The organism is Promicromonospora sp. NPDC057138 (assembly GCF_042670845.1).
GTDB lineage: Bacteria > Actinomycetota > Actinomycetes > Actinomycetales > Cellulomonadaceae > Promicromonospora.
The window spans coordinates 18340-42464 of sequence record NZ_JBHUUX010000052.1; the positions used below are offsets into that span (position 1 = coordinate 18340).

The following is a 24125-nucleotide window of genomic DNA, read 5'->3' on the forward strand; positions in this document are numbered from 1 at the left end:
CGGCGCTGCGGCTCAGCCCGGGCGCCCCGGGTCAGCCCCGCACCGCCACCACGAACACCCGTCGGAACGCCAGCGGCGTCCCGTAGGCCCGCCCCGGGTAGGCCTCGCGCAGAGCCGCGCCGAGCTCCTCCCCGAACCGGGTGCGCAGCGCGGGGTCCTTGGCCTCCAGCGCCTGGAGCGTGGGCTGGGCGCCCGTCGCCGAGATCCAGCGCAGCACCGGGTCCGGCCCGTGCAGCAGGTGCGTGTAGGTGGTCTCCCATGCGTCCACCGTCCAGCCTGGCCGGGCCAGGAGGTCCAGGTACTCGGCCGGGTCGGCGGTGGCCCGGCGTTCGACCGGCCCGACGACGTCGGCGTACGGCGCGCGGGCGGCGACCTCCCGCAGCAGGACGTGGCTGGGCGCGTCGTGGTTGCCCGGGACCTGGAAGGCGAACGTCTGTGCCGCCCGGTCAGCGAGCGCGGGCAGCAGGTTGCGATGCCCCGGCACCCATTGCAGCGCGGCATTGCTGATGACGAGGTCGGCGGTGTGGTCGTCGGAGCTGAGGTCGGCGAGCACGTACTCGGTGTCCGGGTCGGCCGCGCGGGCCCGCTCGATCATGGCGGGGGAGGCGTCCGCCCCGGTCACGTGGGCCTCGGGCCAGCGTGCGCGGAGCACGGCGGTGAGGTGCCCGGGCCCGCACCCCAGGTCGAGGACAGTGGCGGGCTCCCCGGGCACCCGGGCGACCAGCTCGGTGAACGGGCGCGACCGCTCGTCCGTGTACTGCAGGTAGGCGCCGGGATTCCAGTCGGCCATCGCCACTCCTCGTCGTCGAGTATCTTGATGTCAAGATACATTACCGACGCGATCGGTTCGGGCGGCCGTCACCGGCTCGTGCCGGACGGGGAAGTTGATCGAGTTGGCGATGAAGCAGGTGTCGTGCGCCTGCTCGTGCAGCGCCGCGGCCCGCTCGACCATGGCCGGGTCGGCGACGGTCACCTCCGGCCGCAGCACGACCTCGGTGAACCGGCCGCTGTTGCCCTCCTCCCGCATGACACCGCTGGCGGCGTCCACGTAGTCGGTGACCACGATGCCGGCCCGTGCGCACAGCGACAGGAAGGTGAGCATGTGGCACTCGGACAGGGAGGCGACCAGCAGATCCTCCGGGTTCCACCGCTCAGGCGTGCCGCGGAATGCGGGGTCGGCGCTGCCCTTCAGCACCGGCTTGCCCTCGACGACCACGTCGTGGTCCCGCGCGTAGCCGCGGTAGCCGGCCCCGGTGTCGCCGCTCCAGCGCACTGTGACCTGATAGTCGTGCTGCCTGCTCATGCTTCTTCTCCTAGTTCGGTGAGAACGGACATCGTGGCCAGGACGTGTTCACGCGCGTGGGCAGCGGCCTCCTGCGGATCGCCGTCCGTGATGGCTTGGATCAGCCGCCGGTGCTCGTCGTCCACCAGGGCCGGCCGGGCGGACGCGGTCAACGAGGCTCGCGTGGAGACGGTGATCTGGTCCCAGATCCGGTCCAGCACCTCCAGCGCCGCTTGGTTGTCCGCGAGCGCGGCGACGGACCGGTGGAACACTCGGTTGTGCCGGACACCCGCGACCAGATCCCCGTGCCGTGTGGCCTCATCGGCCAGGTCGGCGTGCTCGACGAGCCGGGCCAGGCTCGCCGGGGACAGCTCGCCGTCCCGCTGCCGGCGCGCGGCCAGCTCCGCGGTCAACGCTTCCAGGGAGGCGCGCACGAGGTAGGCGTCCCGCAGCGCCTTGGCGTCCAGCTCGACCACTGTCACACCGCGCCGCGCGGCCCGCACCAGGCCGTCGCTCTCCAGCCGCCGCAACGACTCCCGGACCGGCGTGCGGCTGACGCCGAGCCGTTCGCACAGCTCCAGCTCGGTGACCGGCTGCCCGGCGGGATACGTGCCGAGCACGATCAGGCGCCGGACCTCGTCGTAGACGTCCATAGCATGCAATGTATACAAAGAATGGGTCGAGCGGAAGGGCACCGAACTTCCGGCGCGGCAGTCGCGCCCGCAGATCATCCCCGTGTCAGATCGGCAGGTCGCTGGGGTGCCCCGCCGGTCTGACACTGTGCTCGGCCGTCAGGGAACGAGCAGCACCTTGCCGGTCGTGCCACGGCCCTCCAGCGCCTCGTGCGCCGCCCCGGCGTCGGACAGCGGGTACGTGGCCCCGATGCGGACCTCCAGGTCGCCCGACGCCGCGGACCCGAGCACCTCGGAGGTGCGCCACTCGAGCTCGCCGCGGGTGAGCGTGTAGTGGGCGCTCGTCGGCCGCGTGAGGTACAGGGAGCCGCCCTTGTTGAGCCGCTGCGGGTCGACCGGCGGCACCTGGCCGGACGCGGCGCCGAACAGCACCAGCATCCCGCGGATACGCAGGGAGGCGAGGGACGCCTCGAAGGTGGACCTGCCGACGCCGTCGTACACGACGTGCACGCCCTGGCCGTCGGTGAGCCTGCGCACGAGCGGGGGCAGGTCGGCCGTGATGTCGGCCATCTCGGCGTAGTCGATGGTGTGCGTGGCACCGGCCGCCGCGGACAGCGCGGCCTTCTCCGGCGTCGAGACCGTGGTCAGGACCCGCCCGCCGCGCGCGACGGCGAGCTGGGTGGCCAGCAGGCCGACGCCGCCCGCGCCCGCGTGCAGCAGCACGTCGTGCCCGGGCTGCACCTCGAACGTGGACGAGACGAGGTAGTGCGCGGTGATGCCCTGCAAGGTGAGCGCGGCTGCGGTGGTCAGGTCGAGCCCGGCGGGCACGTGCACGACGCCGGACGCGTCCACGGCCACGAGCTCCGCGTACGAGCCGGGCCCGTCGTGCCAGGCGACCCGGTCGCCGATCGCGAAGCCGGTGACGTCGTCGCCCAACGCCTCCACGGTGCCCGCGCCCTCGACGCCCACCACGTGGGGGTACTTCATCGGGTAGACACCGGCGCGGCGATAGGTGTCGATGAAGTTCACTCCCGCCGCGGCGACGCGGACCAGGAGCTGACCTGGACCGGGGGTGGGCTCGGGGAGCTCGGTGTACGACAGGACCTCGGGGCCGCCCGCTTCACGGGCTACGACTGCGTGCATGGTCCGACCCTATGTCGGAGCGAATGTGTAGGGAGCGGCCACGAGGCGGGAACGAGTTTCCCCATCCTGCATAAGTATGTATGCTACCGAATATGTCCAGCAGCCAGCTCATCCGAGTCGCCGTCGCCGGCGCGTCCGGTTACGCGGGCGGGGAGGCCCTGCGCCTCCTGGCGGCCCATCCCTTCGTCGAGATCGGCACGCTCACCGCGCACTCGAACGCCGGATCGAGCCTCGGCGAGGTCCAGCCGCACCTGCGCGGCCTCGCGCACCGCATCCTGGAGCCCACCACCCCGGACGCGCTGCGCGGGCACGACGTCGTGCTGCTCGCCCTGCCGCACGGCGCGTCGGGCCAGGTGGCGGCCCAGCTACCGGAGGACGTCCTCGTCGTGGACCTCGGCGCCGACCACCGGCTGGAGTCCGCGAGCGACTGGGAGCAGTTCTACGGCTCGGCGCACGCCGGGACCTGGCCCTACGGCATGCCTGAGCTGATCCACGCCGAGGCGCCCGGAGCCGACGTCGCGACGGCCGCGCGCCAGCGCGACAAGCTGGCCGGCGCGCGCCGCATCGCGGTGCCCGGCTGCAACGTGACCGCGGTGACCCTGGGCCTGCAGCCCGGCGTCGCGGCGGGCGTGGTGGAGACGAGCGACATCGTGGCCGTGCTGGCCAACGGCTACTCGGGCGCCGGCAAGGCGCTCAAGCCGCACCTCCTGGCGAGCGAGGCGCTGGGCGCCGCGCAGCCGTACGCCGTGGGCGGCACCCACCGGCACGTCCCGGAGATCCAGCAGAACCTGCGGGTCGCCGGCGCCCCGGAGGTGACCATCAGCTTCACGCCCACCCTCGTGCCGATGTCGCGCGGCATCCTCGCGACGGCGACCGCCCGGCTGGCCAAGGGCGTCGACCCGGAGCAGGTTCGCGCCGCGTGGGAGGCCGCGTACGCCGACGAGCCGTTCGTGCATCTGCTCCCCGAGGGCCAGTGGCCCAGCACGGCGATGACGCTCGGCGCCAACACCGCGTGCGTGCAGGTCGCGGTCGACGCGGCGGCCCGCAGGGTCGTCACCGTCACGGCCATCGACAACCTCGTCAAGGGGACGGCGGGCGCCGCCGTCCAGTCCATGAACCTCGCCCTCGGCCTGCGGGAGACCGCCGGCCTCATCACCGAAGGAGTCGCACCGTGAGCGTCACCGCCGCACAAGGGTTCCGGGCGGCCGGGATCACGGCCGGCCTCAAGGCGTCCGGCACGCCGGACCTGGCGCTCGTCGTCAACGACGGCCCCGAGCACTCCGCGGCCGCGGTGTTCACGAGCAACCGCGTCGTCGGCGCGCCCGTCATGTGGTCGCGGCAGGCGGTGAAGGACGGCGTCGCGCGCGCCGTCGTATTCAACTCCGGCGGCGCCAACGTGTGCACCGGTCCGGGCGGCTTCCAGGACGCGCACGCCACCGCCGAGAAGGTCGCGGACGAGCTCGGGATCGGCGCGATCGACGTCCTGGTGGGCTCGACCGGCCTGATCGGCGTGCGGCTCGCCGCCGACAAGCTCCTGGCGGGCGTCCCCGTCGCCGTCGGCGCGCTCGCGGCCGACGACGCCGCGGGCCAGGCCGCCGCGACCGCCATCATGACCACCGACACCGTGCCGAAGACCGCGGTGCGCACGGTCGAGACGCCGTCGGGCACCTTCACCGTGGGCGGCATGGCCAAGGGCGCCGGCATGCTCGCCCCGGCCCTGGCGACGATGCTGTGCGTGATCACCACCGACGCTTCCGTCCCGGCGGAAGCCGCGGACGCCGCCCTGCGGGCAGCCACGAGGGTCACCTTCGACCGCGTCGACTCCGACGGCGCCATGTCCACCTCGGACACCGTGGTGCTGATGGCCTCGGGCGCCGCGGCCGTGACGCCGGACCTCGACGTCCTCACCGAGGCCGTCACCGCGATCTGCGCCGACCTCGCGCGCCAGCTCGTCGCCGACGCCGAGGGCGCGTCCCACGACATCGCCATCACCGTCACGGGCGCCACCACCGAGGACGCCGCGCTCGCCGTCGCGCGCGCCGTGAGCCGGTCGAACCTGGTCAAGGCCGCCGTGTTCGGCAACGACCCCAACTGGGGACGCATCCTGTCGCAGGTCGGCACCGTGCCCGAGGAGGTCGCGCCCTTCGACCCCGCCGAGCTCGACGTCAGCGTCAACGGCGTCATGGTCTGCAAGGCAGGCGGCGCCTACGAGCCCCCGGAGAAGGTCGACATGGCCGGGGCGCGGGACGTCACGTTCACCATCGACCTGCACGCCGGCGACGCCGAGATCACGCTCTGGACCAACGACCTCACGCACGACTACGTCCACGAGAACAGCGCGTACAGCTCATGAGCAGCGACATCGTCAACGGCCTGAGGCCCGACCAGAAGGCCGAGGTGCTGATCGAGGCCCTGCCCTGGCTGCAGGAGTTCTCGGGCGCGCTCGTCGTCGTCAAGTACGGCGGCAACGCGATGCTCGACGCCGAGCTCAAGGCCGCGTTCGCCCAGGACATGGTGTTCCTGCGGCAGGTCGGGCTGCGGCCCGTCGTCGTGCACGGCGGGGGACCGCAGATCAACGCCATGCTCGACCGGCTCGGCATCGCCTCGGAGTTCAAGGGCGGTCTGCGCGTCACCACGCCGGAGGCGATGGAGGTCGTGCGCATGGTCCTGACCGGCCAGGTCAGCCGCGAGCTGGTCGGCCTGATCAACGCGCACGGCCCGGTCGCCGTCGGCCTCTCGGGGGAGGACGGCGGCCTGCTCGGCGCGGAGCGCCGCCACGCCATCGTGCAGGGCGAGCCCGTCGACGTCGGCCTCGTGGGCGACGTCGTCCAGGTGGACCCGCGCGCCGTCGAGGACCTGCTGGAAGCCGGCCGCATCCCCGTCGTGTCCACGATCGCGCCCGACAAGGACGACCCGACCCAGGTGCTGAACGTCAACGCCGACACCGCGGCCTCGGCGCTCGCGGTGGCTCTGGGCGCCAAGAAGCTCATCGTCCTGACCGACGTCGAAGGGCTGTACACCTCCTGGCCCGACCGCGGCTCGCTGGTCGAGCGGATCACGGCGCCCGAGCTGTCCGAGCTCCTGCCCGGACTGGAGTCAGGGATGGTGCCGAAGATGGAGGCGTGCCTGCGCGCGGTCGAGGGCGGCGTGGCCGCCGCGACGGTCATCGACGGCCGCCAGCCGCACAGCGTGCTGCTGGAGGTCTTCACCACGAGGGGCAACGGGACGATGGTGGTTCCGGCACCCCCGGTGGTCGAGCCCGCGCTGGTCGAGCCCGCGCTGGTCGAGCCCGCGCTGGTCGAGCCTGTCGAGACCCTGGAAAGAGGAAGCAACGCATGAGCACGGTGACCCCGGCCGAGCCCTCGGCCCTGTCCACGAACGGCTCCGTCGCCGCCTGGACCGAGCGGTACACCGGCGCGGTGATGGACACGTTCGGCCCGCCGCAGCGAGTACTGGTCCGCGGCGAGGGCGCGTACGTCTGGGACGCGGACGGCAAGCGCTACCTCGACCTGCTCGCCGGCATCGCGGTGAACGCGCTGGGCCACGCCCACCCGACGCTCACGGCGGCGATCAGCGCCCAGCTCGGCACGCTGGGGCACGTCTCGAACTTCTTCGGCACGCCCGCCCAGATCGCCCTGGCGGAGACGCTGCTCCGGGCCGCGGAGGCGCCCGACGGGTCGCGCGTGTTCCTGACCAACTCCGGCACGGAGGCGGTCGAGGCGGCGTTCAAGATGACGCGCCGCGTCGCGACGTCGTCCGGCGTGGGCACCCGCACGCGGGTCCTCGCCCTGGAGGGCGGCTTCCACGGCCGGTCGATGGGCGCCCTCGCGCTGACCGCGAAGGCCGCCTACCGGGAGCCGTTCGAGCCGCTCCCGGGCGGCGTCGAGCACCTGCCGTTCGGCGACCTCGCGGCCCTCGACGCCGCGTTCGCGCCCCAGGCCATCGCGGAGCGCGGCGAGGTCGCCGCCCTGGTGGTCGAGCCCGTCCAGGGCGAGGGCGGGGTGCGGTCCCTGCCGCCCGGCTACCTCGCGGCGGCCCGCCGCCTGACCACGGCGCACGGCGCGCTGCTCGTGCTGGACGAGGTCCAGACCGGCATGGGCCGGTGCGGCTCCTGGTTCGCCTACCAGCAGCCGGAGGTCGGCGGCGGCATAGTGCCCGACGTCGTCACGGTCGCCAAGGGCCTCGGCGGCGGCTTCCCCGTGGGCGCGGTCATCGCGTACGGCGCGGCCGCGCGCCTGCTGGGCCGTGGCCAGCACGGCAGCACGTTCGGCGGGAACCCCGTCGCGGCGGCGGCGGCGCTCGCGACGATCGGCGTGATCGAGCGCGACGGCCTGCTGGCGAACGTGCGGGAGATCGGCGCGCTGCTGCGCCAGGAGATCGAGATGTGCGGCAGCCCGCTCGTCAAGGAGGTCCGCGGGCGCGGGCTGCTGCTCGCCGTCGTGCTCAACGAGCCCGTGGCGCCCCAGGTGGCCGCGGCCGCGCTGGAGGCCGGGCTCATCGTCAACGCCGTGGCGCCCGACGCGATCCGGCTCGCCCCGCCCCTGATCCTGACCGCGGAGCAGGCCACGGAGGCCGCCCGCTTCTTCGCAACGCTGGTCGAGCCTGTCGAGACCGAGGAGAACCCCGCATGACCCGCCACTTCCTGCGCGACGACGACCTGACGCCCGCCGAGCAGAAGGCAGTCCTGGAGCTCGGCCTCGCCCTGCGCGAGGACCGCTACCTCAGCCTGTCGCAGGACGGCCGCCGCCCGCTGGAGGGCCCGCGCGCCGTCGCGTTCATCACGGACAAGCCGACGCTGCGCACCCAGGTGTCCTTCGCGGCGGGCATCGCCGAGCTCGGCGGGTTCCCGCTCGTCGTGGACGGCAACCTCGCCAAGATCGGCGTGCGCGAGTCCATCGCGGACACCACGCGCGTGCTCGACCGGCAGGTCTCCGCGATAGCGTGGCGCACTTTCGGGCAGGACCGCATCGAGGAGATGGCCGCCGTCTCCCGCGTGCCGGTCATCAACGCCCTGACGGACGACTTCCATCCGTGCCAGATCCTCGCGGACCTGCTCACGGTGGCGCAGCTCCGCGGGCTGGATGCCCTGCCGGGCACCACGTTCGCCTACGTGGGCGACGCCGCGAACAACATGGCGAACTCCTACCTGTTGGGCGGCGCCACAGCGGGCATGCACGTCCGGGTCGCGGGCCCGGAGGGCTTCCTGCCCGACGCCGCCGTGGTCGCCCGGGCGCACGAGATCGCCGGTGCGACGGGCGGCTCGGTGACCGTGACGGCGTCGGCCAAGGACGCCGTCGCGGGAGCCGACGTCGTGGCCACCGACACCTGGGTGTCGATGGGCGACGAGGCCGAGGCCGAGGAGCGGGCCAAGCCGTTCTGGGACTTCCAGCTGAACGCGGAGCTGCTCGCTGGCGCCGCCGAGGACGCGCTGGTGCTGCACTGCCTGCCGGCCTACCGCGGCAAGGAGATCACCGCGGAGGTCATCGACGGCCCGCAGTCCGTGGTCTGGGACGAGGCCGAGAACCGGCTGCACGCCCAGAAGGCGCTGCTGGCCTGGCTGCTGGAGCAGGGCTGATGGTCACCAAGCAGACGGTGACGACCGCGACCACCGCGACCACGAAGGCGGCCCGGCACGCCCGGATCACGGCGATCGTGAGCCGCAGCGCCATCCACTCGCAGGCCGAGCTCGCCGGCGCCCTCGCGGCCGACGGCGTGAGCGTCACGCAGGGCACCCTGTCGCGCGACCTGATCGAGCTGCAGGCCGAGAAGGTACGTGGCTCGGACGGCACGCTGGTCTACGCCGTCCCGGGCGAGGGCGGGGACCGCAGCGCGCAGTCGGACGCGAGCGAGGAGTACCTGTCCGCCCGGCTGGCCCGGCTCGCCAAGGAGCTGCTGGTCTCGGCGGAGTCGTCGGGCAACCTCGTGGTCCTCCGAACCCCGCCGGGGGCAGCGAACCTGCTGGCCTCGGCGATCGACCACTCGGTGTTTCCCGGGATGCTCGGCACGATCGCAGGGGACGACACGATCCTCGTCATCGCGCGGGATCCCGACGGCGCCGCGCTGGCGGGACGCTTCCTCGCGCTCAGCGCCTGAAGACACACCACAATCGCACCTGAAACCACCACCGGAAAGAGAACGTCAATCATGACTGAACGCGTCGTGCTCGCCTACTCGGGCGGCCTGGACACCTCCGTCGCCATCGGCTGGATCGCCGAGGCCACCGGGGCCGAGGTGGTCGCCGTGGCCGTCGACGTCGGCCAGGGCGGCGAGGACATGAACGTCATCCGCAAGCGCGCGCTGGACTGCGGCGCCGTCGAGGCGTACGTCGCCGACGCGCGCGACGAGTTCGCCGCTGAGTACTGCATGCCCGCGCTGCGGGCCAACGGCATGTACCTCGACCGCTACCCGCTGGTCTCCGCCATCTCGCGCCCCGTCATCGTGAAGCACCTGGTGCGCGCGGCCCGCCAGTTCGGCGCCTCCACCGTGGCGCACGGCTGCACCGGCAAGGGCAACGACCAGGTCCGGTTCGAGGTGGCCACCACCTCGCTCGCGCCCGACCTGAAGTCGATCGCGCCGGTGCGCGACCTCGCCCTGACCCGCGAGAAGGCCATCGAGTACGCGGAGCGCAACGATCTCCCGATCGCGACCACGAAGAACAACCCGTTCTCGATCGACCAGAACGTGTGGGGCCGCGCCGTGGAGACGGGCTTCCTCGAGGACATCTGGAACGAGCCCACCAAGGACGTCTACTCCTACACCGACGACCCGACGTTCCCGCCGGTCGCCGACGAGGTCATCCTCACGTTCGAGCAGGGCGTCCCGGTGGCGATCGACGGCGTCTCCGTCACCCCGCTGCAGGCCATCCAGGAGATGAACCGCCGCGCCGGCGCGCAGGGCGTGGGCCGCATCGACATCGTCGAGGACCGCCTGGTGGGCATCAAGTCCCGCGAGATCTACGAGGCCCCCGGCGCGATCGCCCTCATCACGGCGCACCAGGAGCTGGAGAACGTCACGCTGGAGCGCGAGCAGGCCCGGTTCAAGCGCCAGGTGGAGCAGCGCTGGAGCGAGCTCGTCTACGACGGCATGTGGTTCTCGCCGCTGAAGAAGTCCCTGGACGTGTTCGTCGACGACACGCAGAAGTACGTGTCGGGCGAGATCCGCATGGTGCTGCACGGCGGCCGGGCCACCGTGACCGGGCGCCGCTCGGAGCAGTCGCTGTACGACTTCAACCTCGCCACCTACGACGAGGGCGACGCGTTCGACCAGTCGCAGGCCCGCGGCTTCATCGAGATCTACGGCCTCACCGCCAAGCTCGCCGCCGCGCGCGACGAGAAGTTCGGCAACGGCGTGGACCTGGGGGTCGGGGCGCTGTGACGGAGCACGACGGCAAGGGCCCCGGCGGCACGGGGAAGGACGTCGCGGGGCACGGCGGCACCGGGAACGACGTCGGACGGCCGACGTCGAGCACCGTCGGCGCGCACTCCGGCCCGAAGGTAGCCCTCTGGGGCGGCCGCTTCGCCGGCGGCCCCGCCCCGGAGCTCGCCGCGCTGTCGCAGTCCACGCACTTCGACTGGAAGCTCGCGCCGTACGACATCGCCGGCTCGAAGGCGCACGCTCGCGTCCTCGCGGGCGCCGGCCTGCTCACCGAGCCGGAGCTCGCGCGGATGATCGACGCGCTGGACATGCTGGAGCAGGACGTCGCCTCGGGCGCCTTCCTCCCGGTGCTCGACGACGAGGACGTGCACACCGCACTGGAGCGCGGCCTGCTGGAGCGCGCCGGTGACGAGCTGGGCGGCAAGCTGCGCGCCGGCCGGTCCCGCAACGACCAGATCGCCACGCTGGTGCGGCTCTACCTGCGCGACCAGGCGCGCACCATCGGCGCGCAGGTCCTGGACCTCGTGGACGAGCTGATCACCCAGGCGATCGCCGCGGGCGACGCGCCCATGCCGGGGCGTACGCACCTGCAGCACGCGCAGCCGGTCCTGCTGGCGCACCACCTGCTGGCGCACGCGTGGCCGCTGCTGCGCGACGTCGACCGCTTCCTCGACTGGGACGTGCGGGCCTCGAAGTCCCCGTACGGCTCGGGCGCGCTCGCGGGCTCGTCGCTCGGCCTGGACCCGGCCGCCGTGGCCGCGGACCTGGGCCTGGAGGGCGGGCCGGTCGAGAACTCGATCGACGGCACGGCGTCGCGCGACGTCGCGGCGGAGTTCGCGTTCGTCGCGGCGATGATCGCCGTCGACCTCTCGCGGTTCGCGGAGGAGATCATCCTCTGGAACACGAAGGAGTTCGGGTTCGTCCGCCTGGACGACGCGTACTCCACGGGCTCGTCGATCATGCCGCAGAAGAAGAACCCGGACATCGCCGAGCTCGCGCGCGGCAAGGCCGGCCGCGTGATCGGCGACCTCACGGGCCTGCTCACCACGCTCAAGGGCCTCCCGCTCGCGTACAACCGCGACCTGCAGGAGGACAAGGAGCCGGTGTTCGACCAGGTCGCGACGCTCACGACGGTGCTGCCCGCGTTCAGCGGCATGGTGCGCACCATGGTCTTCGACACGGACCGCATGGCCGAGCTCGCCCCGCAGGGCTTCTCGCTCGCGACCGACATCGCGGAGTGGCTCGTCAGGCAGGGCGTCCCCTTCCGGGTGGCGCACGAGGTGGCGGGTGCCTGCGTGCAGGAGTGCGAGGCGCGCGGCATCGAGCTGTGGGACCTGTCCGACGAGGACCTCGCCAAGATCTCCGAGCACCTCACGCCCGAGGTGCGCGGCGTCCTCTCGGTCGAGGGCTCGCTCGCCTCGCGCGACGCCGTGGGCGGCACCGCCCCGGTCCGCGTCCGGGAACAGATCGAGGCGGCCAAGGAGCGCTCGACGGAGTACCGCTTCTGGTCCCAGCCGGAGTGACCCGCGAAACTGTCCGGACACACGCTCTACCCCGCCGTCTCGGGAGTGCCGAAGTAGAGCGTGCGTCCGGACAGGCGCTCTACTTCGGGGACTGGAAGGAGTGATGTCCGTGACCGTCTCGGCTGGTGTGCTCGGCGAGCTGCTGGACCTGATCCGGTCCGCCGACGCGCGCCTCGTGTGCGTCGACGGACCGGCCGGCTCCGGCAAGACGACCCTGGCTGCGCAGCTCGCCGACGCGCTGGCGGCCCCGGTGGTCCACATGGACGACCTCTACGAGGGCTGGGCCGGCGGGCCGGACGGCGGCGCGGCGAACCTGCGCCGCTGGGTCCTGGACCCGCTGGCGGCGGGGGAGCAGGTCCGGTACCGCCGCTACGACTGGGTCGACGGCGCGTGGGCCGAGTGGCACGACGTCCCGCCGTCGGCCCACCTCGTGGTGGAGGGGTGCGGCGCGGCCGCGCGCCAGGTGGACGCGCTGGGCGCCTTCCGCATCTGGGTCGAGGCCGACGACGCCGAACGGCTGCGCCGCGGCCTGGAACGCGACGGCGAGGAGGCGCGCGACCACTGGCTGCGCTGGATGGCGGACGAGGCCGCGCACTACGCGCGCGAGCGCACCAGAGAGCGCGCCGACGTGCGCCTGGACGGGTTCGGCGGCGTGTCGAGGGAGAGCAGCCCCAATACCTAGATCTACTAGGCCTAGTGCTGCTAGGGTTCATATCCCTAGCAGCACTAGGCATAGGAGTGCAGGTGCACATCGACAAGGACCTGGTCGCGGCCTCGGCCACACCGCTCGTCCTCGGCATCCTGGCCGACGGCGAGTCGTACGGCTACGCGATCGTCAAGCGCGTCAACGAGCTCTCCGGCGGTCGCATGCAGTGGACCGACGGGATGCTCTACCCCCTGCTCCACCGCCTCGAACGGCTCGGGTACGTGCGGGCGACCTGGGGCACGTCCGAGGCCGGCCGCCGGCGCAAGCACTACGCCCTCACCGAGGCGGGCCGGGAGACCCTCGCCGAGCGCCGACACCAGTGGGCAGTCGTGTCGGAGGCGCTCAAGCAGGTCTGGCAGGACGTCCAGCCCGGCCCCGCCGTCGTCGAGGGGTGGGCGTGATGAGCGAGCACACCCCCGACGGCGACACCGACCGCGCGACCGAGCACGCCGCGCTGGAGGAGCAGCTCGACCAGTGGCGCGGCTACGTCCAGCGCCGCCGCGCGATCTCGGCGGCCGACGTCGACGAGATGGAGGACCACCTGCGCGGCCAGGTCAACGACCTGACGGCGAGCGGGCTCGACGACGAGGAGGCGTTCCTCGTCGCGGTCAAGCGCATGGGCAACCTCGACGAGGTGTCCCGCGAGTTCGCCCGCGAGCACTCCGAGCGGCTCTGGAAGCAGCTCGTCCTGGTCCCGGAGGAGCCCGGCGACAGCGGCCGGTGGCGCGAGCTCGGCGTCGTGCTCACCCTGGCCGTCGCCGCGGGCATCGCGGTCAAGATCCTGCTTGCCGCTGCGGGTGACGACGACCTGGTGCTCGTGCGCAACGGGGTCTTCGCCGTCCTGCCGTTCCTGGCGGGCTACTTCGTGTGGAAGCGACGCGTCCCATGGCGCGTGAGCGCCGTCCTGCTCGCCGCGACGGCCGCGCTCGCCCTGGTGGTGAACCTCTACCCGTTCGAGTCCGGGCCCTACGACGAACCGGGCATGACCCTGTTCCTCGCGATCACCCACACCCCCGTGGTGCTGTGGCTGCTCCTGGGCGTCGTGTACGCGGGCGGCGCGTGGCGGTCCGGCGCGCGGCGCATGGACTTCGTCCGGTTCACCGGCGAGCTCGTCATCTACCTCGCGCTGATCCAGCTCGGCGGCGGCCTGCTCATCGGGCTCACGTTCGGCGTGCTCGACCTCGTCGGCGTGAACTTCGAGCCGTTCCTGACCGACTGGCTCCTGCCGTTCGCGATACCGGGTGCCCTGCTGGTCGGCGCCTGGCTCGTGGAGGCGAAGAAGAACGTCGTCGAGAACATCGCCCCGGTGCTCACCCGCGTGTTCACGCCCCTGACGATCGTGATGCTGGTCGCCATCTTCGTCGTCCTGCTCGTGAACGGCCCGCTCACCTCGGTGGACCGCGACCTGCTCATCCTGATGGACGCGATCCTGGTGCTCGTCCTGTTCCTGCTCCTGTACTCGATCTCGGCCCGCGACCCGCTCGCCCCGCCGGGAATCTTCGACTGGCTGCAGCTGGTGCTCCTCGGCGCGGCGCTCGCGGTCGACGCCGTGGCGCTGACCGCGATGCTCACCCGCATCGCCGAGTTCGGGTTCACCGCCAACAAGGTCGCGGCCCTCGGGCTCAACCTCGTGCTCCTGGTGCACCTGGCGTGGGCGGCCTGGCTCGCCACCGGCTTCGTGCGCGGGCAGCGCACGTTCGGCGCGATCGAGCGGTGGCAGACGCAGTACCTGCCGGTCTACGCGGTCTGGGCGGCGATCGTCGTCGTGGTCTTCCCGCCGGTGTTCGCCTTCGCATAGCCACGCGTCGCCGGTAGTGAGATCGGTGGTCGAGCGTGTCGAGACCCGCTGGAGGTCTCGACAAGCTCGACCACCGGTTTTCACACCCCACGGCCCGGGCGGGCATGATCGGGTGGTGCACGATCCAGCGACAGACGACCTCGGCATGGCCCCCGGCCCCGACTGGTACGCGCGACCGGTCCTCGACGTAGCCAGGGACCTGCTGGGGACCACCCTCACGAGACGCGCGGCCGACGGCGTCGTCTCCCTTCGCCTCACCGAGGTCGAGGCGTACGACGGCGTGACCGACCCGGGCTCGCACGCCTACCGCGGCCGCAACCGCCGGAACGGGACCATGTTCGGCGAGCCCGGGCGGCTGTACGTGTACCGCCACCTGGGCCTGCACCACTGCGTGAACGTGGTGTGCGGTCCGGAGGGCATGCCGGCGGCGGTGCTGCTCCGCGCGGGCGAGGTGCTCGGCGCCCCGGAGTCCGACGGCGTCCGGCTCGCCCGCGCCCGCCGCCTCGCCTCAGGCGTTGTCCCGTCCGACCGCGACCTGGCCCGTGGTCCGGCCCGCCTGGCGGTGGCTCTGGGCCTCGACCTGTCGGACGACGGTGCCGACGTCACCGACCCCGACGGCGAGGTGGTGCTGCGGCTCCAGGCGACCGCTCCGTTGCAGCTCGAGCCCTCGCGGGTCGAGCCCCCGCCGGCCGGCCCCTCGCTGGTCGGCCCCTCGCTGGTCGAGCCTGTCGAGACCACCCCGACCCCCGCCGTCGTCCGGACCGGCCCTCGCGTCGGCGTGAGCGGCGACGGCGGCCGCGCCGACCTGCATCCCTGGCGCCTCTGGCTCGACGGCGAGGAGACGGTCTCCACCTACCGCGCCGCCCAACCCCGACGCCGACGTCAGGCCGGGTAGGTCTCCTCGAGCACGCGGGCCAGGTGGCGCACGATCTCGCGCGGCCCCGACCTCGCGGTTCCCCGCTCGACGTCGCTGTTGTAGTTCGTGTTGGTGTTCACGTCGTACGTCAGCACGCGGCCGTCGGCCGTCCGGATGTTCTCGATGCCGGCGACCTCGATGCCGTGCCGCCTCGTGAACTCGAGGTACTTGCCGACCACCGGGTCGTCGTAGCCCTCGCGCTCGGAGAACAGCCCCCAGTCCTCGTCCGGCGCCATGGAGATGGTCGCGCCGGCCGGCGGGATCGGGCGCCCGGTCTCCGGGTCGATGACGCACGCGTCGGCCGGGCAGAGCTGGAACCCGCCACGCTCCGTGTCGCCGCGGACGGCGTAGACCATCTCGCCGCCGACGATCTCCACGCGGGTGATGCCGCCGTCCGCCGCCACGACGTACTCCTGGACCAGCGTGATGCCGTCAACGGGCTCCTCGTACTCGACGGACTCGACGTAGTCGGCGAGATCCCCGAACGAGTCGAACTTGCGCACCCCCAGCCCCTTGCCGCCCTGGTTGTGCTTGGTGACGAACGGCGTCGGGAACCCCTGCGCGGCCTTCAGCACCTGGTCCCGCCCGACGGCGGCCACGGTGCGCGGCGTGTCGATCCCGGCGGCGCGCAGAGCGGTGAGCTGGTCCACCTTGCTGACCTCGAGCTCCAGCACGCGCCGGCCGTTGACGGTCCGGCGGCCGTACGCCTCCAGCCAGGACAGCACGGCGCGCGAGTAGTCCTTGGTGAGCCCGTGGTCGCGGGTGTGGCTGCTCGCCGAGATGCGGGACCAGAAGATGCCCTCGGGCGGGGCCTCGTCGAGGTCGAGCACGCCGTCGGTCAGCACCCACTCCTCGTACTCGACGCCTTCGGCCGCGAAGGCCTCGGCGAACGGAGGGAACCACTCGGGGTTCTCGTGCAGGGCGTAGATCTTGGGGTTGCTCACAGGGACCTTCCGAACGCACAGCTGCCGTCTATGGAACTCATCAATACTTTCACGGCAGCCGTGCGTCCGGCTGTGTCGTGCGGCACAGGTGCGGCGGCAGCGCCGCCGCCTCCCGTCTTACGGGTTGTCGGCCCGCGGCGCCCCGGAGACCTCGACCGGGTCGCCCGCCGGCTCGTCCGTCGTCGCGGGGGCGGGCTCCGGCGCGATGTCGACCTGCGCGAGGGAGCGCCGCGCCGCCGGGACGGCGAGGATCGCGGCCAGCACCGCGACCAGCAGCACGCCGGCCAGGACCAGGAGCGACTCCACGGAGTACTGGTCCGCCAGCGGGCCGAACACGACCATCGACAGCGGCATCGCGACGGTCATCACGATCCCGACGAAGCCGAACACCCGCCCCTGCATCTCGGGCTCGACCCGCTCCTGGATGATGGTCATGGCCGGGGTGTTGAGGGCCGCGAACATGATGCCGATCAGCAGGCCGAGCGAGAAGAACACCCACATGTTCGTGGACACGCCCAGGCCGGCGACCAGCACGCCCGTGGCGACGACGGAGCCCACCATCAGCCGCACGCGGCGCGTGATCCGCGGCCCGACCGTGGCCATGATGATGCCGCCGAGCAGCATGCCGCCGCCCCAGAACAGCTCGTTGGCCGTCAGCTTCCACACCTCGTCGCCGAACGTGCGGGTGACCATCAGGGGAGTGAGGTAGCTCGGTGCGCCGACCAGGAACATCACCAGCGCGAACAGCGAGACCAGCCACTTCACCGGGGCATTCGAGCCGATGTACCGCACGCCCGCCACCAGATCGCCGAAGTAGCTGACTGGCCCGTCCGCGGCGTCGGACCGCACGAGCCGCGGCACAGTGACCAGCGCGAGCATCCCCACGCCGATGAGCGCGGTCGCCGCGTCCACGAAGAACACGGCGACGATGTCGAAGGACGCGTAGATCACGGCGGCGAGCGCGGGCGCGAGCAGCATCATCCCCGACTGGATCGACTGGAACATGCCGTTGACCCGCATCAGCTGGTCGGTCGGCGCGATCTGAGGGATCATCGCGCTCACGGCCGGCGTCTGGATGCCGGCGAACACGGACCGCACGGCCAGGGCGGCATAGATGACCCAGAGCGAGTCGACGCCGCTGGCCATGAGCAGTGCGAGCCCGAGCGTGGCCACGGCGATGACGGTGTCGGAGCCCATGATCAGGAGCTTGCGGGAGTGCCGGTCGGCCCAGACTCCGCCGAAGATCGACATGAACGCCTGCGGCAGCATGCCGAACACGATGCTCAGCATGAGCACCGACCCGGACCGGGTCTCGATGGTCAGGTGCCACATGACCGCGTACATCACCAGCATCGACCCGAACAGGGAGATCGTCTGCCCGGTCAGGAACAGCGCGACGTTGCGCTTCCAGCCGGGCATGTCGACGTCGCTCATGGCTCCACCCTGCCTGACGGAACGGCCGGGCGCAGAGGCTTTTTGGTCCATGGAACGTCCGACGACGATGCCCGCCAGAACTCATCGCAGCGGACTGACGTCCGCGGGGCCCAGGAACAGCTCGGCCACCGGCAGGGCGACTTCGGGGCGCGCTCGCTAGCATTCGTTTGTGAGAGCGGGATGGTTCGAGGACGCGACCGCGCGCAGCGCGGTCGGCCGCGAGGCCCGGACCGTCGCGTGGGATGCCACGCCGCTGGGTCCGCCGAGCTCGTGGCCGCAGTCGCTGCGCCACGCCGTGCGCCTGTGCTTCTCGACGCGGTTCGCGGTGATGATGGTCTGGGGCCCGGACCTGACGATGATCTACAACGACGGCTATCGGGAGATGCTCGGCTCGGACAAGCACCCCGGTGCGCTGGGCGCATCCGCGCGCGTGGTCTGGGGCGAGATCTGGGACGACATCAGCCCGCTGTTCGACACCGTCCTGACCACGGGGCAGCCGACGCTGAGCCGTGACCTGTACCTGCTGATGAACCGGTCGGGTTACGACGAGGAGACCTACTTCACCTTCTCCTACAGCCCTTTGTCGGACGACGACGGCAGGATCGTCGGCGTGCTGGACATCGCGACCGAGACGACGCAGGGGGTCGTGAACCATCGGCGCCTGGCGACGCTGGGCGCGGTGCACGCAGCCTTGCCGACGACGTTCACGGACCTGCGGAGGTTCGCCCTGCCCGTGGTCAAGGCGCTGTCCATGAGCCCGGACATCTCCCGTGCGGCGGTCTACGACGTGAACGGGCCCGGGGTCGTGCTGGAGTCCGGGGAGGCTCAGGAGGCGGACGAGCTGGCCCTCGTCGTCCGAGCGGTCCGTTCCGGCCGCCGTCAGGTCGCCCACGGCATGGTGGTCAAGCCCGTGCGGTCGGACCGTGGCAGTGGCATGCTCGCCGTCCTCGTCCTGCGCGGGACCACGGTGAGACCGTGGGACGAGGACTACATCCGCTTCATGGTGGTCCTGTCGAGGACGGTCGACGCGGCGCTGCGTGACGGCGTCCGGCGCCGCGCGCACGACGACGCGCTGCGGCTCCGGGCCGTGCGTCTGGAGGAGGAGCGGGCCAGGGCCACCGAGGTGTCCCTCGCGCTCCAGCGGGCCGTGCTGACCGATCCGCCGCAGTTCGACGACCTGGAGGTGGTCGTGCACTACCAGCCGGCCGCGGCCGAGCGGGACATCGGCGGCGACTGGTACGACGCGTTCGCGACGCATGACGGTTCCACGACCCTGGTGATCGGTGACGTGATCGGGCACGACCTCGGTGCCGCGGTCGTGATGGGTCAGCTCCGCGCCCTCGTGCGTGCCATCGGGTACGACAGCCAGGAGACGCCCGCGAGGGTGCTGGAACGCGTCGACGCGGCCATCGACGGGCTCGCGCTCGGGAGCGCGGCGATGGCCACCGTGCTCGTGGCGTGCGTCGAGCAGACGCCCGGGCAACAGCCGGGCCGGCTCCGCACGGTGCGGTGGTCCAGTGCGGGACACCCGCCTCCGATCCTGGTCCGCGCCGACGGCACGTGCGAGATCCTCACGGTTCGGAACGACCTGCTGCTCGGGATGGACCCGGGGGCGCCACGACGGGACCACACGGTCGACATCGGCCCCGGTGACACGCTGGTCCTGTACACGGACGGGCTGATCGAGACGCGGGACAGCGGCCTGCATGCCCGGCTGGACAAGCTCGCCGGTGTCCTCGAGGGAACCCACACCGCGGACCTGGGCTCCGTCGTCCGGACGGCCCTGTCCGGCATGCTGTCCGCCGCGGCCGACGACGACGTCGCGATCGTGATGGTGCGTGCCACCCCGCCCGGCGGCACTTCCTCAGGCCGTGACCCAATAGAGGCGGGCTCAGCCACCGCCGTCGGGCAGACTAGGCCCCCCGGGTCCACGAAGGCCCCCGAGCGGCCCGCCCGGGCCGCACCCACACGAAGCAAGGAGCAACAACGGTGACCGAGATCCTCGACGAGCTGCAATGGCGAGGCCTGGTGGCGCAGTCCACCGACGAGGCCGCGCTGCGTTCTGCACTGTCGGAGGGCACCGTGGACTATTACGTGGGCTTCGACCCCACCGCGCCGTCGCTGCACATCGGCAACCTGGTCCAGATCCTCACCGCGCGCCGGCTGCAGGACGCCGGCCACCGGCCCTACCTGCTCGTCGGCGGCGCGACGGGCCTGATCGGCGACCCCCGCGACTCGGGCGAGCGCACGCTCAACTCGCCCGAGATCGTCGCGAGCTGGGTGGACCGCATCCGCGCGCAGATCGAGCCGCACCTGTCCTTCGACGGCGACAACGCCGCGCGGATGGTGAACAACCTGGACTGGACCGCCCCGATGTCGGCCATCGAGTTCCTGCGCGACGTCGGCAAGCACTTCCGGATGGGCACCATGCTGTCCAAGGACATCGTGGCCAGGCGGCTCGCCTCGGACGAGGGCATCAGCTTCACCGAGTTCAGCTACCAGGTGCTCCAGGGCATGGACTACCGCGAGCTCTACAAGCGGCACGGCATCACGCTCCAGCTCGGCGGCAACGACCAGTGGGGCAACCTGCTGGCGGGTGTGGAGCTGATCCGTAAGGCGGAGGGCGTGAGCGCGCACGCGCTCACCACGCCGCTGATCACCAAGGCGGACGGCACCAAGTTCGGCAAGTCCGAGGGCGGATCCATCTGGCTCGACCCGGACATGACCAGCCCGTACGCCTTCTACCAGTTCTGGCTCAACCAGGCCGACGCCGACGTCGTGAGCTACCTCAAGGTGTTCACCTTCCGCTCGCGCGACCAGATCGCCGAGCTCGAGCGGGAGGTGGCCGAGCGGCCGTTCGCGCGTGAGGCGCAGAAGGCGCTCGCCGGCGACGTCACCACCCTGGTGCACGGCGCGGACGCCACTGAGGCGGTCATCGCGGCGAGCCAGGCGTTGTTCGGCCGAGGCTCGCTCGACGACCTCGACGCCCGGACGCTCGACGGCGCCGTGTCGGAGCTGCCTCGGGTCACGGCCAAGGCCGGCGACCTGGTCGCGGACCTGTTCGTCGGCTCGGGTCTCGTGGCGTCCAAGGGCGCCGCACGCCGGGCGATCGCCGAGGGCGGCGCCTACGTGAACAACGTGAAGGTCGAGTCCGACGACGCCGCGCTCGCCCCCGGGGACCTGCTCCACGGGCGGCACGCGGTGCTGCGCCGCGGCAAGAAGACCCTGGCGGTCGCGACGTCGGAGTGACCCCCTGACCACACCCGGTGCCGGACGGCGGCCGCCTGCTCACGAGCGGGCGGCCGCCGTTCGTCTGCCCGGACCGGATGCTCGGATCTGTCCCTCGAAATCAGCTGAAGTCGGTTCTTGCCCGATTCCGGGCAAGAAGTTGCCGTTCACTCGCCGGATGAGCGAGGCTCGACGACATGAGGACGTCTCCCGACCTCGCCGCCCAGGTGGCGGCGACCACCGGACTCACGCCTGCCGAGGCGGCGCGCGTGATCGGCGACGTGGTCGCCTACTACGCCGAACCGGTGGAGGACGTCGTCCGGCGGCGGCACGCCGAGCTGAAGACCCACGGGGCCAAGAACCCCGAGATCTTCGCGCGGATCGCCGCCGAGCTCGAGTACCAGGTCGTCGCGGCGCCCCGCCTCAGCGAGCGGCAGCTGCGCCGGATGATCTACGGCTGAGCCCGCGCGCCCATCACTTCGAAGGAGCACCAACATGTGTGGAATCGTCGGTTACGTCGGCGGCCAGAACGCGGCCCCGTTGCTTGTCGAGGCGCTCGGCAGGCTGGAGCACCGCGGGTACGACTCGGCGGGCGTCGCCGTCGTCGGCTCGCAGCTGAAGGTCACCAAGCGCGCCGGACGAGTCCGTGACCTGGCCGAGGTGCTGCCCAAGCGGACGTCCGGCCGCGTGGGCATCGGGCACACCCGCTGGGCGACGCACGGGCCCGCGACCGACGTGAACGCCCACCCGCACACCGACGCGAGCGGCAGGGTGGCGGTGGTGCACAACGGCATCATCGACAACGCCGCCGCGCTGCGCGCCCGCCTGACCGACCAGGGGGTGGAGCTCGTCAGCGACACCGACACCGAGGTGTTCGCCCACCTCGTCGCCCTGTCCGACGCCGACACGCTCGAGGGCAAGGTCGTCGACGCGCTGGACGCGGTGGAGGGGACCTACGGGCTGGCCGTGGTGCACGCCGGCTTCCCGGACCGGGTGGTGGTGGCGCGCAACGGCAGCCCGCTGCTGGTCGGCGTCGGGGACAAGGAGATGTTCATAGCCTCCGACCTCGCCGCACTCGTGCGCCACACCACGACCGTCGCGCACCTGGCCGACGGCGAGCTGGCGACCGTCACGGCGTCCGGCTTCACGACGTTCCGGCGCGACCTGACGCGCACGCAGACCACGGCGCGCGAGGTCGACGTCGATCCCAGCGCCTACGAGCACGGCACGATCGACGGGCGCCCGCGCATGTACACCGAGATGCTCGAGCAGCCGGCCAGCGTGGAGCGCGCGCTGCGCGGACGGCTCGACGAACGGTTCGCCACCGCACACCTGGGCGGGCTCGAGATGGACGCCCGCGAGCTGCGCGCGATCAAGCGGGTCAAGATCCTCGGCTGCGGCTCGGCGTACTACGTCGGTCAGATGGGCGCGTCGCTCATCGAGGAGCTCGCGAGGGTCCCCGCCGACGCCGAGGCCGCGAGCGAGTTCCGCTACCGCAGCCCGGTGATCGAGCCGGACACCCTGTACGTGGCGGTGAGCCAGTCCGGCGAGACCATCGACACGCTGCTCGCGGTGGAGGAGATCCGCCGCAAGGGCGGCCGCGTCATCGGCCTGGTCAACGTGGTCGGCTCCGCTGTCGCACGGGCCTGCGACGGCGGGATCTACCTCCACGCCGGGCCGGAGATCGCCGTCGCTTCGACCAAAGCACTCACCACGATGTTCGTCGGCTTCGCGCTGCTGGCGCTCCAGCTCGGGCGTGTCCGCGACCTCTCCGTCGCCGACGGACGCCGGCTCGTCGCGGGTCTGCAGCACCTGCCGGGACACATCGAGCAGGTGCTCGACGGCGAGGAGCAGATCGCACGGACGGCCAAGGTGCTCGCGACGGCGGAGAGCCTGTTCTTCGTGGGCAGGGTCCGGGGATACCCGGTCGCGCGTGAGGGCGCGCAGAAGTTCAAGGAGATCAGCTACCGGCACGCCGAGGCCTACCAGATGTCCGAGCTCAAGCACGGCCCTCTCGCCCTGATCTCGTCGGAGGTACCCACGGTCGCGATCGTGCCCGACGACGAGCTGACCGACCGCAACGTCGCCGCCCTCCACGAGATCGCCGCGCGCGGCGGCCCGCTCGTGGTCGTGACGCACGCCGGCGTGGACCTGGGCGAGCTGCGCGCGGAGCGGATCGAGGTGCCACGCAACGAGCGCGAGCTCGATCCGCTGCTCCTCACGGTGCCGCTGCAGTTGCTCGCGTACCACGCTGCGCTGACGCTGGGACACGACGTCGACAAGCCGCGCAACCTGGCGAAGTCGGTCACCGTGGAGTGACGACGGCGCCGCGGGGCTCGACGACGAGCCCCGCGGTTCTGCCGTTTCGTGGCACCCGCGAGGCGGCTCAACACGGCGATTTGGCGGAGGCGCCGATGGCTGTGTACTGTTCCGGTTGTTCGCCCGGCAGGGAGGTACGGACAGGAAGCGCGAGCAGCGCGACTGGCCGGTCCCGGGGTGGAAACCAACCCAGATCTCGTAGTAGCCTTGTGCGCTCCGGAACTGGGTGGGGGCTTGCCAGATCGCCTCCCCGACTACGGACCCTGACCAGGGTCCTTGCGCCGGAGAACGTGATACGGTAAGTTACAGAGGTTGCCTCCGAGGCGGATGAAGCGGCTAACGCCGCGATCTGCCGGAAGGCTCCCTACCTCGCAGGTCGTCGAAGTTCACGCTTCCGACGATAGCGAAAATGGGTACCAGAATTCATTCGGGCATTCGAATAATTCTCCTGGCCAACTGGCCGGCGGGGATTTGGAAAAGTCCGAAAGAGCCTGGTAAGTTTGAGGAACTGCCCCGGGCAGGGAAGTGATCGGAATGATTGCGACTCTGACGGTGTGCGTCGGTTGTTTGAGAACTCAACAGTGTGCTTGATAGTCAATGCCAATGTTTTATCCCCTTGCGGGTGTGGCTTTGCTGACCGTCTGGTTGGTGGGGTTGCGTGTTGTGAGGGGTTGTTTGGTTAGACCGAATCTAGCCAGAATTGGTCTGGCCGGTATCATTGTTCGCACTCATTCTTCGGGGTGGGTGTGGATGTTTCTCTTTTACGGAGAGTTTGATCCTGGCTCAGGACGAACGCTGGTGGCGTGCTTAACACATGCAAGTCGAA

General features: G+C 71.6%; 22 protein-coding genes and 1 rRNA gene. 17 read left to right on the plus strand and 6 right to left on the minus strand.

The genetic code is table 11. The features are described from left to right. Positions 1 to 31: 31 nt before the first annotated feature. The 4 genes from ACFT2C_RS22065 to ACFT2C_RS22080 all read right to left on the minus strand — a co-directional run bounded on the left by ACFT2C_RS22065 (position 32) and on the right by ACFT2C_RS22080 (position 3057). Positions 32 to 790, minus strand: a complete 759-nt coding sequence (locus tag ACFT2C_RS22065; protein ID WP_377209224.1) for a methyltransferase domain-containing protein — start codon at positions 788 to 790, stop codon at positions 32 to 34. A gap of 30 nt (positions 791 to 820) precedes the next feature. Beyond that, entirely contained in the window at positions 821 to 1303 is a 483-nt protein-coding gene (locus tag ACFT2C_RS22070; protein WP_377209225.1) for an OsmC family protein, read from the minus strand. After that, positions 1300 to 1935, minus strand: coding sequence for a GntR family transcriptional regulator (locus ACFT2C_RS22075; protein ID WP_377209226.1), 636 nt, complete (start codon positions 1933 to 1935; stop codon positions 1300 to 1302). The genes ACFT2C_RS22070 and ACFT2C_RS22075 overlap by 4 nt, the downstream gene beginning before the upstream one ends. Positions 1936 to 2073: 138 nt before the next feature. After that, positions 2074 to 3057, minus strand: coding sequence for a quinone oxidoreductase family protein (locus tag ACFT2C_RS22080; protein WP_377209227.1), 984 nt, complete (start codon positions 3055 to 3057; stop codon positions 2074 to 2076). A 92-nt stretch (positions 3058 to 3149) separates the two neighbouring features. On the opposite strand from ACFT2C_RS22080, the gene argC reads away from it, so the two are divergent. From argC to ACFT2C_RS22140, 12 genes are all read left to right on the plus strand, one after another. Next, positions 3150 to 4232 carry an N-acetyl-gamma-glutamyl-phosphate reductase gene (argC, locus tag ACFT2C_RS22085; RefSeq protein ID WP_377209228.1) on the plus strand — a complete coding sequence of 361 codons (1083 nt, stop codon included), beginning with the start codon at positions 3150 to 3152 and terminating at the stop codon, positions 4230 to 4232. After that, entirely contained in the window at positions 4229 to 5410 is a 1182-nt protein-coding gene (gene argJ / locus ACFT2C_RS22090) for a bifunctional glutamate N-acetyltransferase/amino-acid acetyltransferase ArgJ (RefSeq protein ID WP_377209229.1), read from the plus strand. The genes argC and argJ overlap by 4 nt, the downstream gene beginning before the upstream one ends. Further along, entirely contained in the window at positions 5407 to 6396 is a 990-nt protein-coding gene (gene argB / locus ACFT2C_RS22095; protein WP_377209230.1) for an acetylglutamate kinase, read from the plus strand. The genes argJ and argB overlap by 4 nt, the downstream gene beginning before the upstream one ends. Further along, a complete protein-coding gene (locus tag ACFT2C_RS22100; RefSeq protein WP_377209231.1) occupies positions 6393 to 7688 on the plus strand; it encodes an acetylornithine transaminase in 1296 nt (431 codons plus the stop codon). The genes argB and ACFT2C_RS22100 overlap by 4 nt, the downstream gene beginning before the upstream one ends. After that, positions 7685 to 8632 carry an ornithine carbamoyltransferase gene (gene argF / locus ACFT2C_RS22105; RefSeq protein ID WP_377209232.1) on the plus strand — a complete coding sequence of 316 codons (948 nt, stop codon included), beginning with the start codon at positions 7685 to 7687 and terminating at the stop codon, positions 8630 to 8632. Before ACFT2C_RS22100 ends, argF begins: the two co-directional genes overlap by 4 nt. Then, on the plus strand, positions 8632 to 9150 hold the full coding sequence (locus ACFT2C_RS22110) for an arginine repressor (protein WP_377209233.1): 519 nt from the start codon (positions 8632 to 8634) through the stop codon (positions 9148 to 9150). Before argF ends, ACFT2C_RS22110 begins: the two co-directional genes overlap by 1 nt. A gap of 51 nt (positions 9151 to 9201) precedes the next feature. Continuing rightward, positions 9202 to 10431, plus strand: coding sequence for an argininosuccinate synthase (locus ACFT2C_RS22115; protein WP_377209234.1), 1230 nt, complete (start codon positions 9202 to 9204; stop codon positions 10429 to 10431). After that, the gene (gene argH, locus ACFT2C_RS22120; protein WP_377209235.1) at positions 10428 to 11954 is read left to right on the plus strand and encodes an argininosuccinate lyase; all 1527 of its coding nucleotides are present in this window, start codon (positions 10428 to 10430) and stop codon (positions 11952 to 11954) included. Before ACFT2C_RS22115 ends, argH begins: the two co-directional genes overlap by 4 nt. Before the next feature lie 103 nt (positions 11955 to 12057). Then, positions 12058 to 12636, plus strand: coding sequence for a uridine kinase (locus ACFT2C_RS22125; RefSeq protein ID WP_377209236.1), 579 nt, complete (start codon positions 12058 to 12060; stop codon positions 12634 to 12636). Between the two features lie 62 nt (positions 12637 to 12698). Then, positions 12699 to 13061 (plus strand): PadR family transcriptional regulator, encoded by a 363-nt coding sequence (locus ACFT2C_RS22130; RefSeq protein ID WP_377209237.1) that lies wholly within the window; start codon positions 12699 to 12701, stop codon positions 13059 to 13061. Beyond that, complete coding sequence (locus ACFT2C_RS22135; RefSeq protein ID WP_377209238.1) at positions 13061 to 14458, plus strand: permease prefix domain 1-containing protein; 1398 nt, start codon at positions 13061 to 13063, stop codon at positions 14456 to 14458. The genes ACFT2C_RS22130 and ACFT2C_RS22135 overlap by 1 nt, the downstream gene beginning before the upstream one ends. Before the next feature lie 145 nt (positions 14459 to 14603). Next, the gene (locus tag ACFT2C_RS22140; protein WP_377209246.1) at positions 14604 to 15353 is read left to right on the plus strand and encodes a DNA-3-methyladenine glycosylase; all 750 of its coding nucleotides are present in this window, start codon (positions 14604 to 14606) and stop codon (positions 15351 to 15353) included. On the opposite strand, the gene ACFT2C_RS22145 is transcribed toward ACFT2C_RS22140, so the two are convergent. Both ACFT2C_RS22145 and ACFT2C_RS22150 read right to left on the minus strand, forming a co-directional pair. After that, positions 15341 to 16318, minus strand: a complete 978-nt coding sequence (locus tag ACFT2C_RS22145; RefSeq protein WP_377209239.1) for a RimK family alpha-L-glutamate ligase — start codon at positions 16316 to 16318, stop codon at positions 15341 to 15343. The genes ACFT2C_RS22140 and ACFT2C_RS22145 overlap by 13 nt on opposite strands. A 117-nt stretch (positions 16319 to 16435) precedes the next feature. Continuing rightward, entirely contained in the window at positions 16436 to 17752 is a 1317-nt protein-coding gene (locus tag ACFT2C_RS22150; RefSeq protein ID WP_377209240.1) for an MFS transporter, read from the minus strand. A 169-nt stretch (positions 17753 to 17921) separates the two neighbouring features. Between ACFT2C_RS22150 and ACFT2C_RS22155 the strand changes: the two genes are divergently transcribed. The 5 genes from ACFT2C_RS22155 to ACFT2C_RS22175 all read left to right on the plus strand — a co-directional run. Further along, complete coding sequence (locus ACFT2C_RS22155) at positions 17922 to 19745, plus strand: SpoIIE family protein phosphatase (protein ID WP_377209241.1); 1824 nt, start codon at positions 17922 to 17924, stop codon at positions 19743 to 19745. Next, on the plus strand, positions 19742 to 21001 hold the full coding sequence (gene tyrS / locus ACFT2C_RS22160; RefSeq protein WP_377209242.1) for a tyrosine--tRNA ligase: 1260 nt from the start codon (positions 19742 to 19744) through the stop codon (positions 20999 to 21001). Before ACFT2C_RS22155 ends, tyrS begins: the two co-directional genes overlap by 4 nt. Positions 21002 to 21177: 176 nt before the next feature. Beyond that, positions 21178 to 21441 carry a hypothetical protein gene (locus ACFT2C_RS22165; protein ID WP_377209243.1) on the plus strand — a complete coding sequence of 88 codons (264 nt, stop codon included), beginning with the start codon at positions 21178 to 21180 and terminating at the stop codon, positions 21439 to 21441. A gap of 34 nt (positions 21442 to 21475) precedes the next feature. Next, entirely contained in the window at positions 21476 to 23299 is a 1824-nt protein-coding gene (gene glmS / locus ACFT2C_RS22170; protein WP_377209244.1) for a glutamine--fructose-6-phosphate transaminase (isomerizing), read from the plus strand. Between the two features lie 760 nt (positions 23300 to 24059). After that, positions 24060 to 24125: ribosomal RNA gene (locus tag ACFT2C_RS22175) — 16S ribosomal RNA — on the plus strand; the annotation flags it as partial.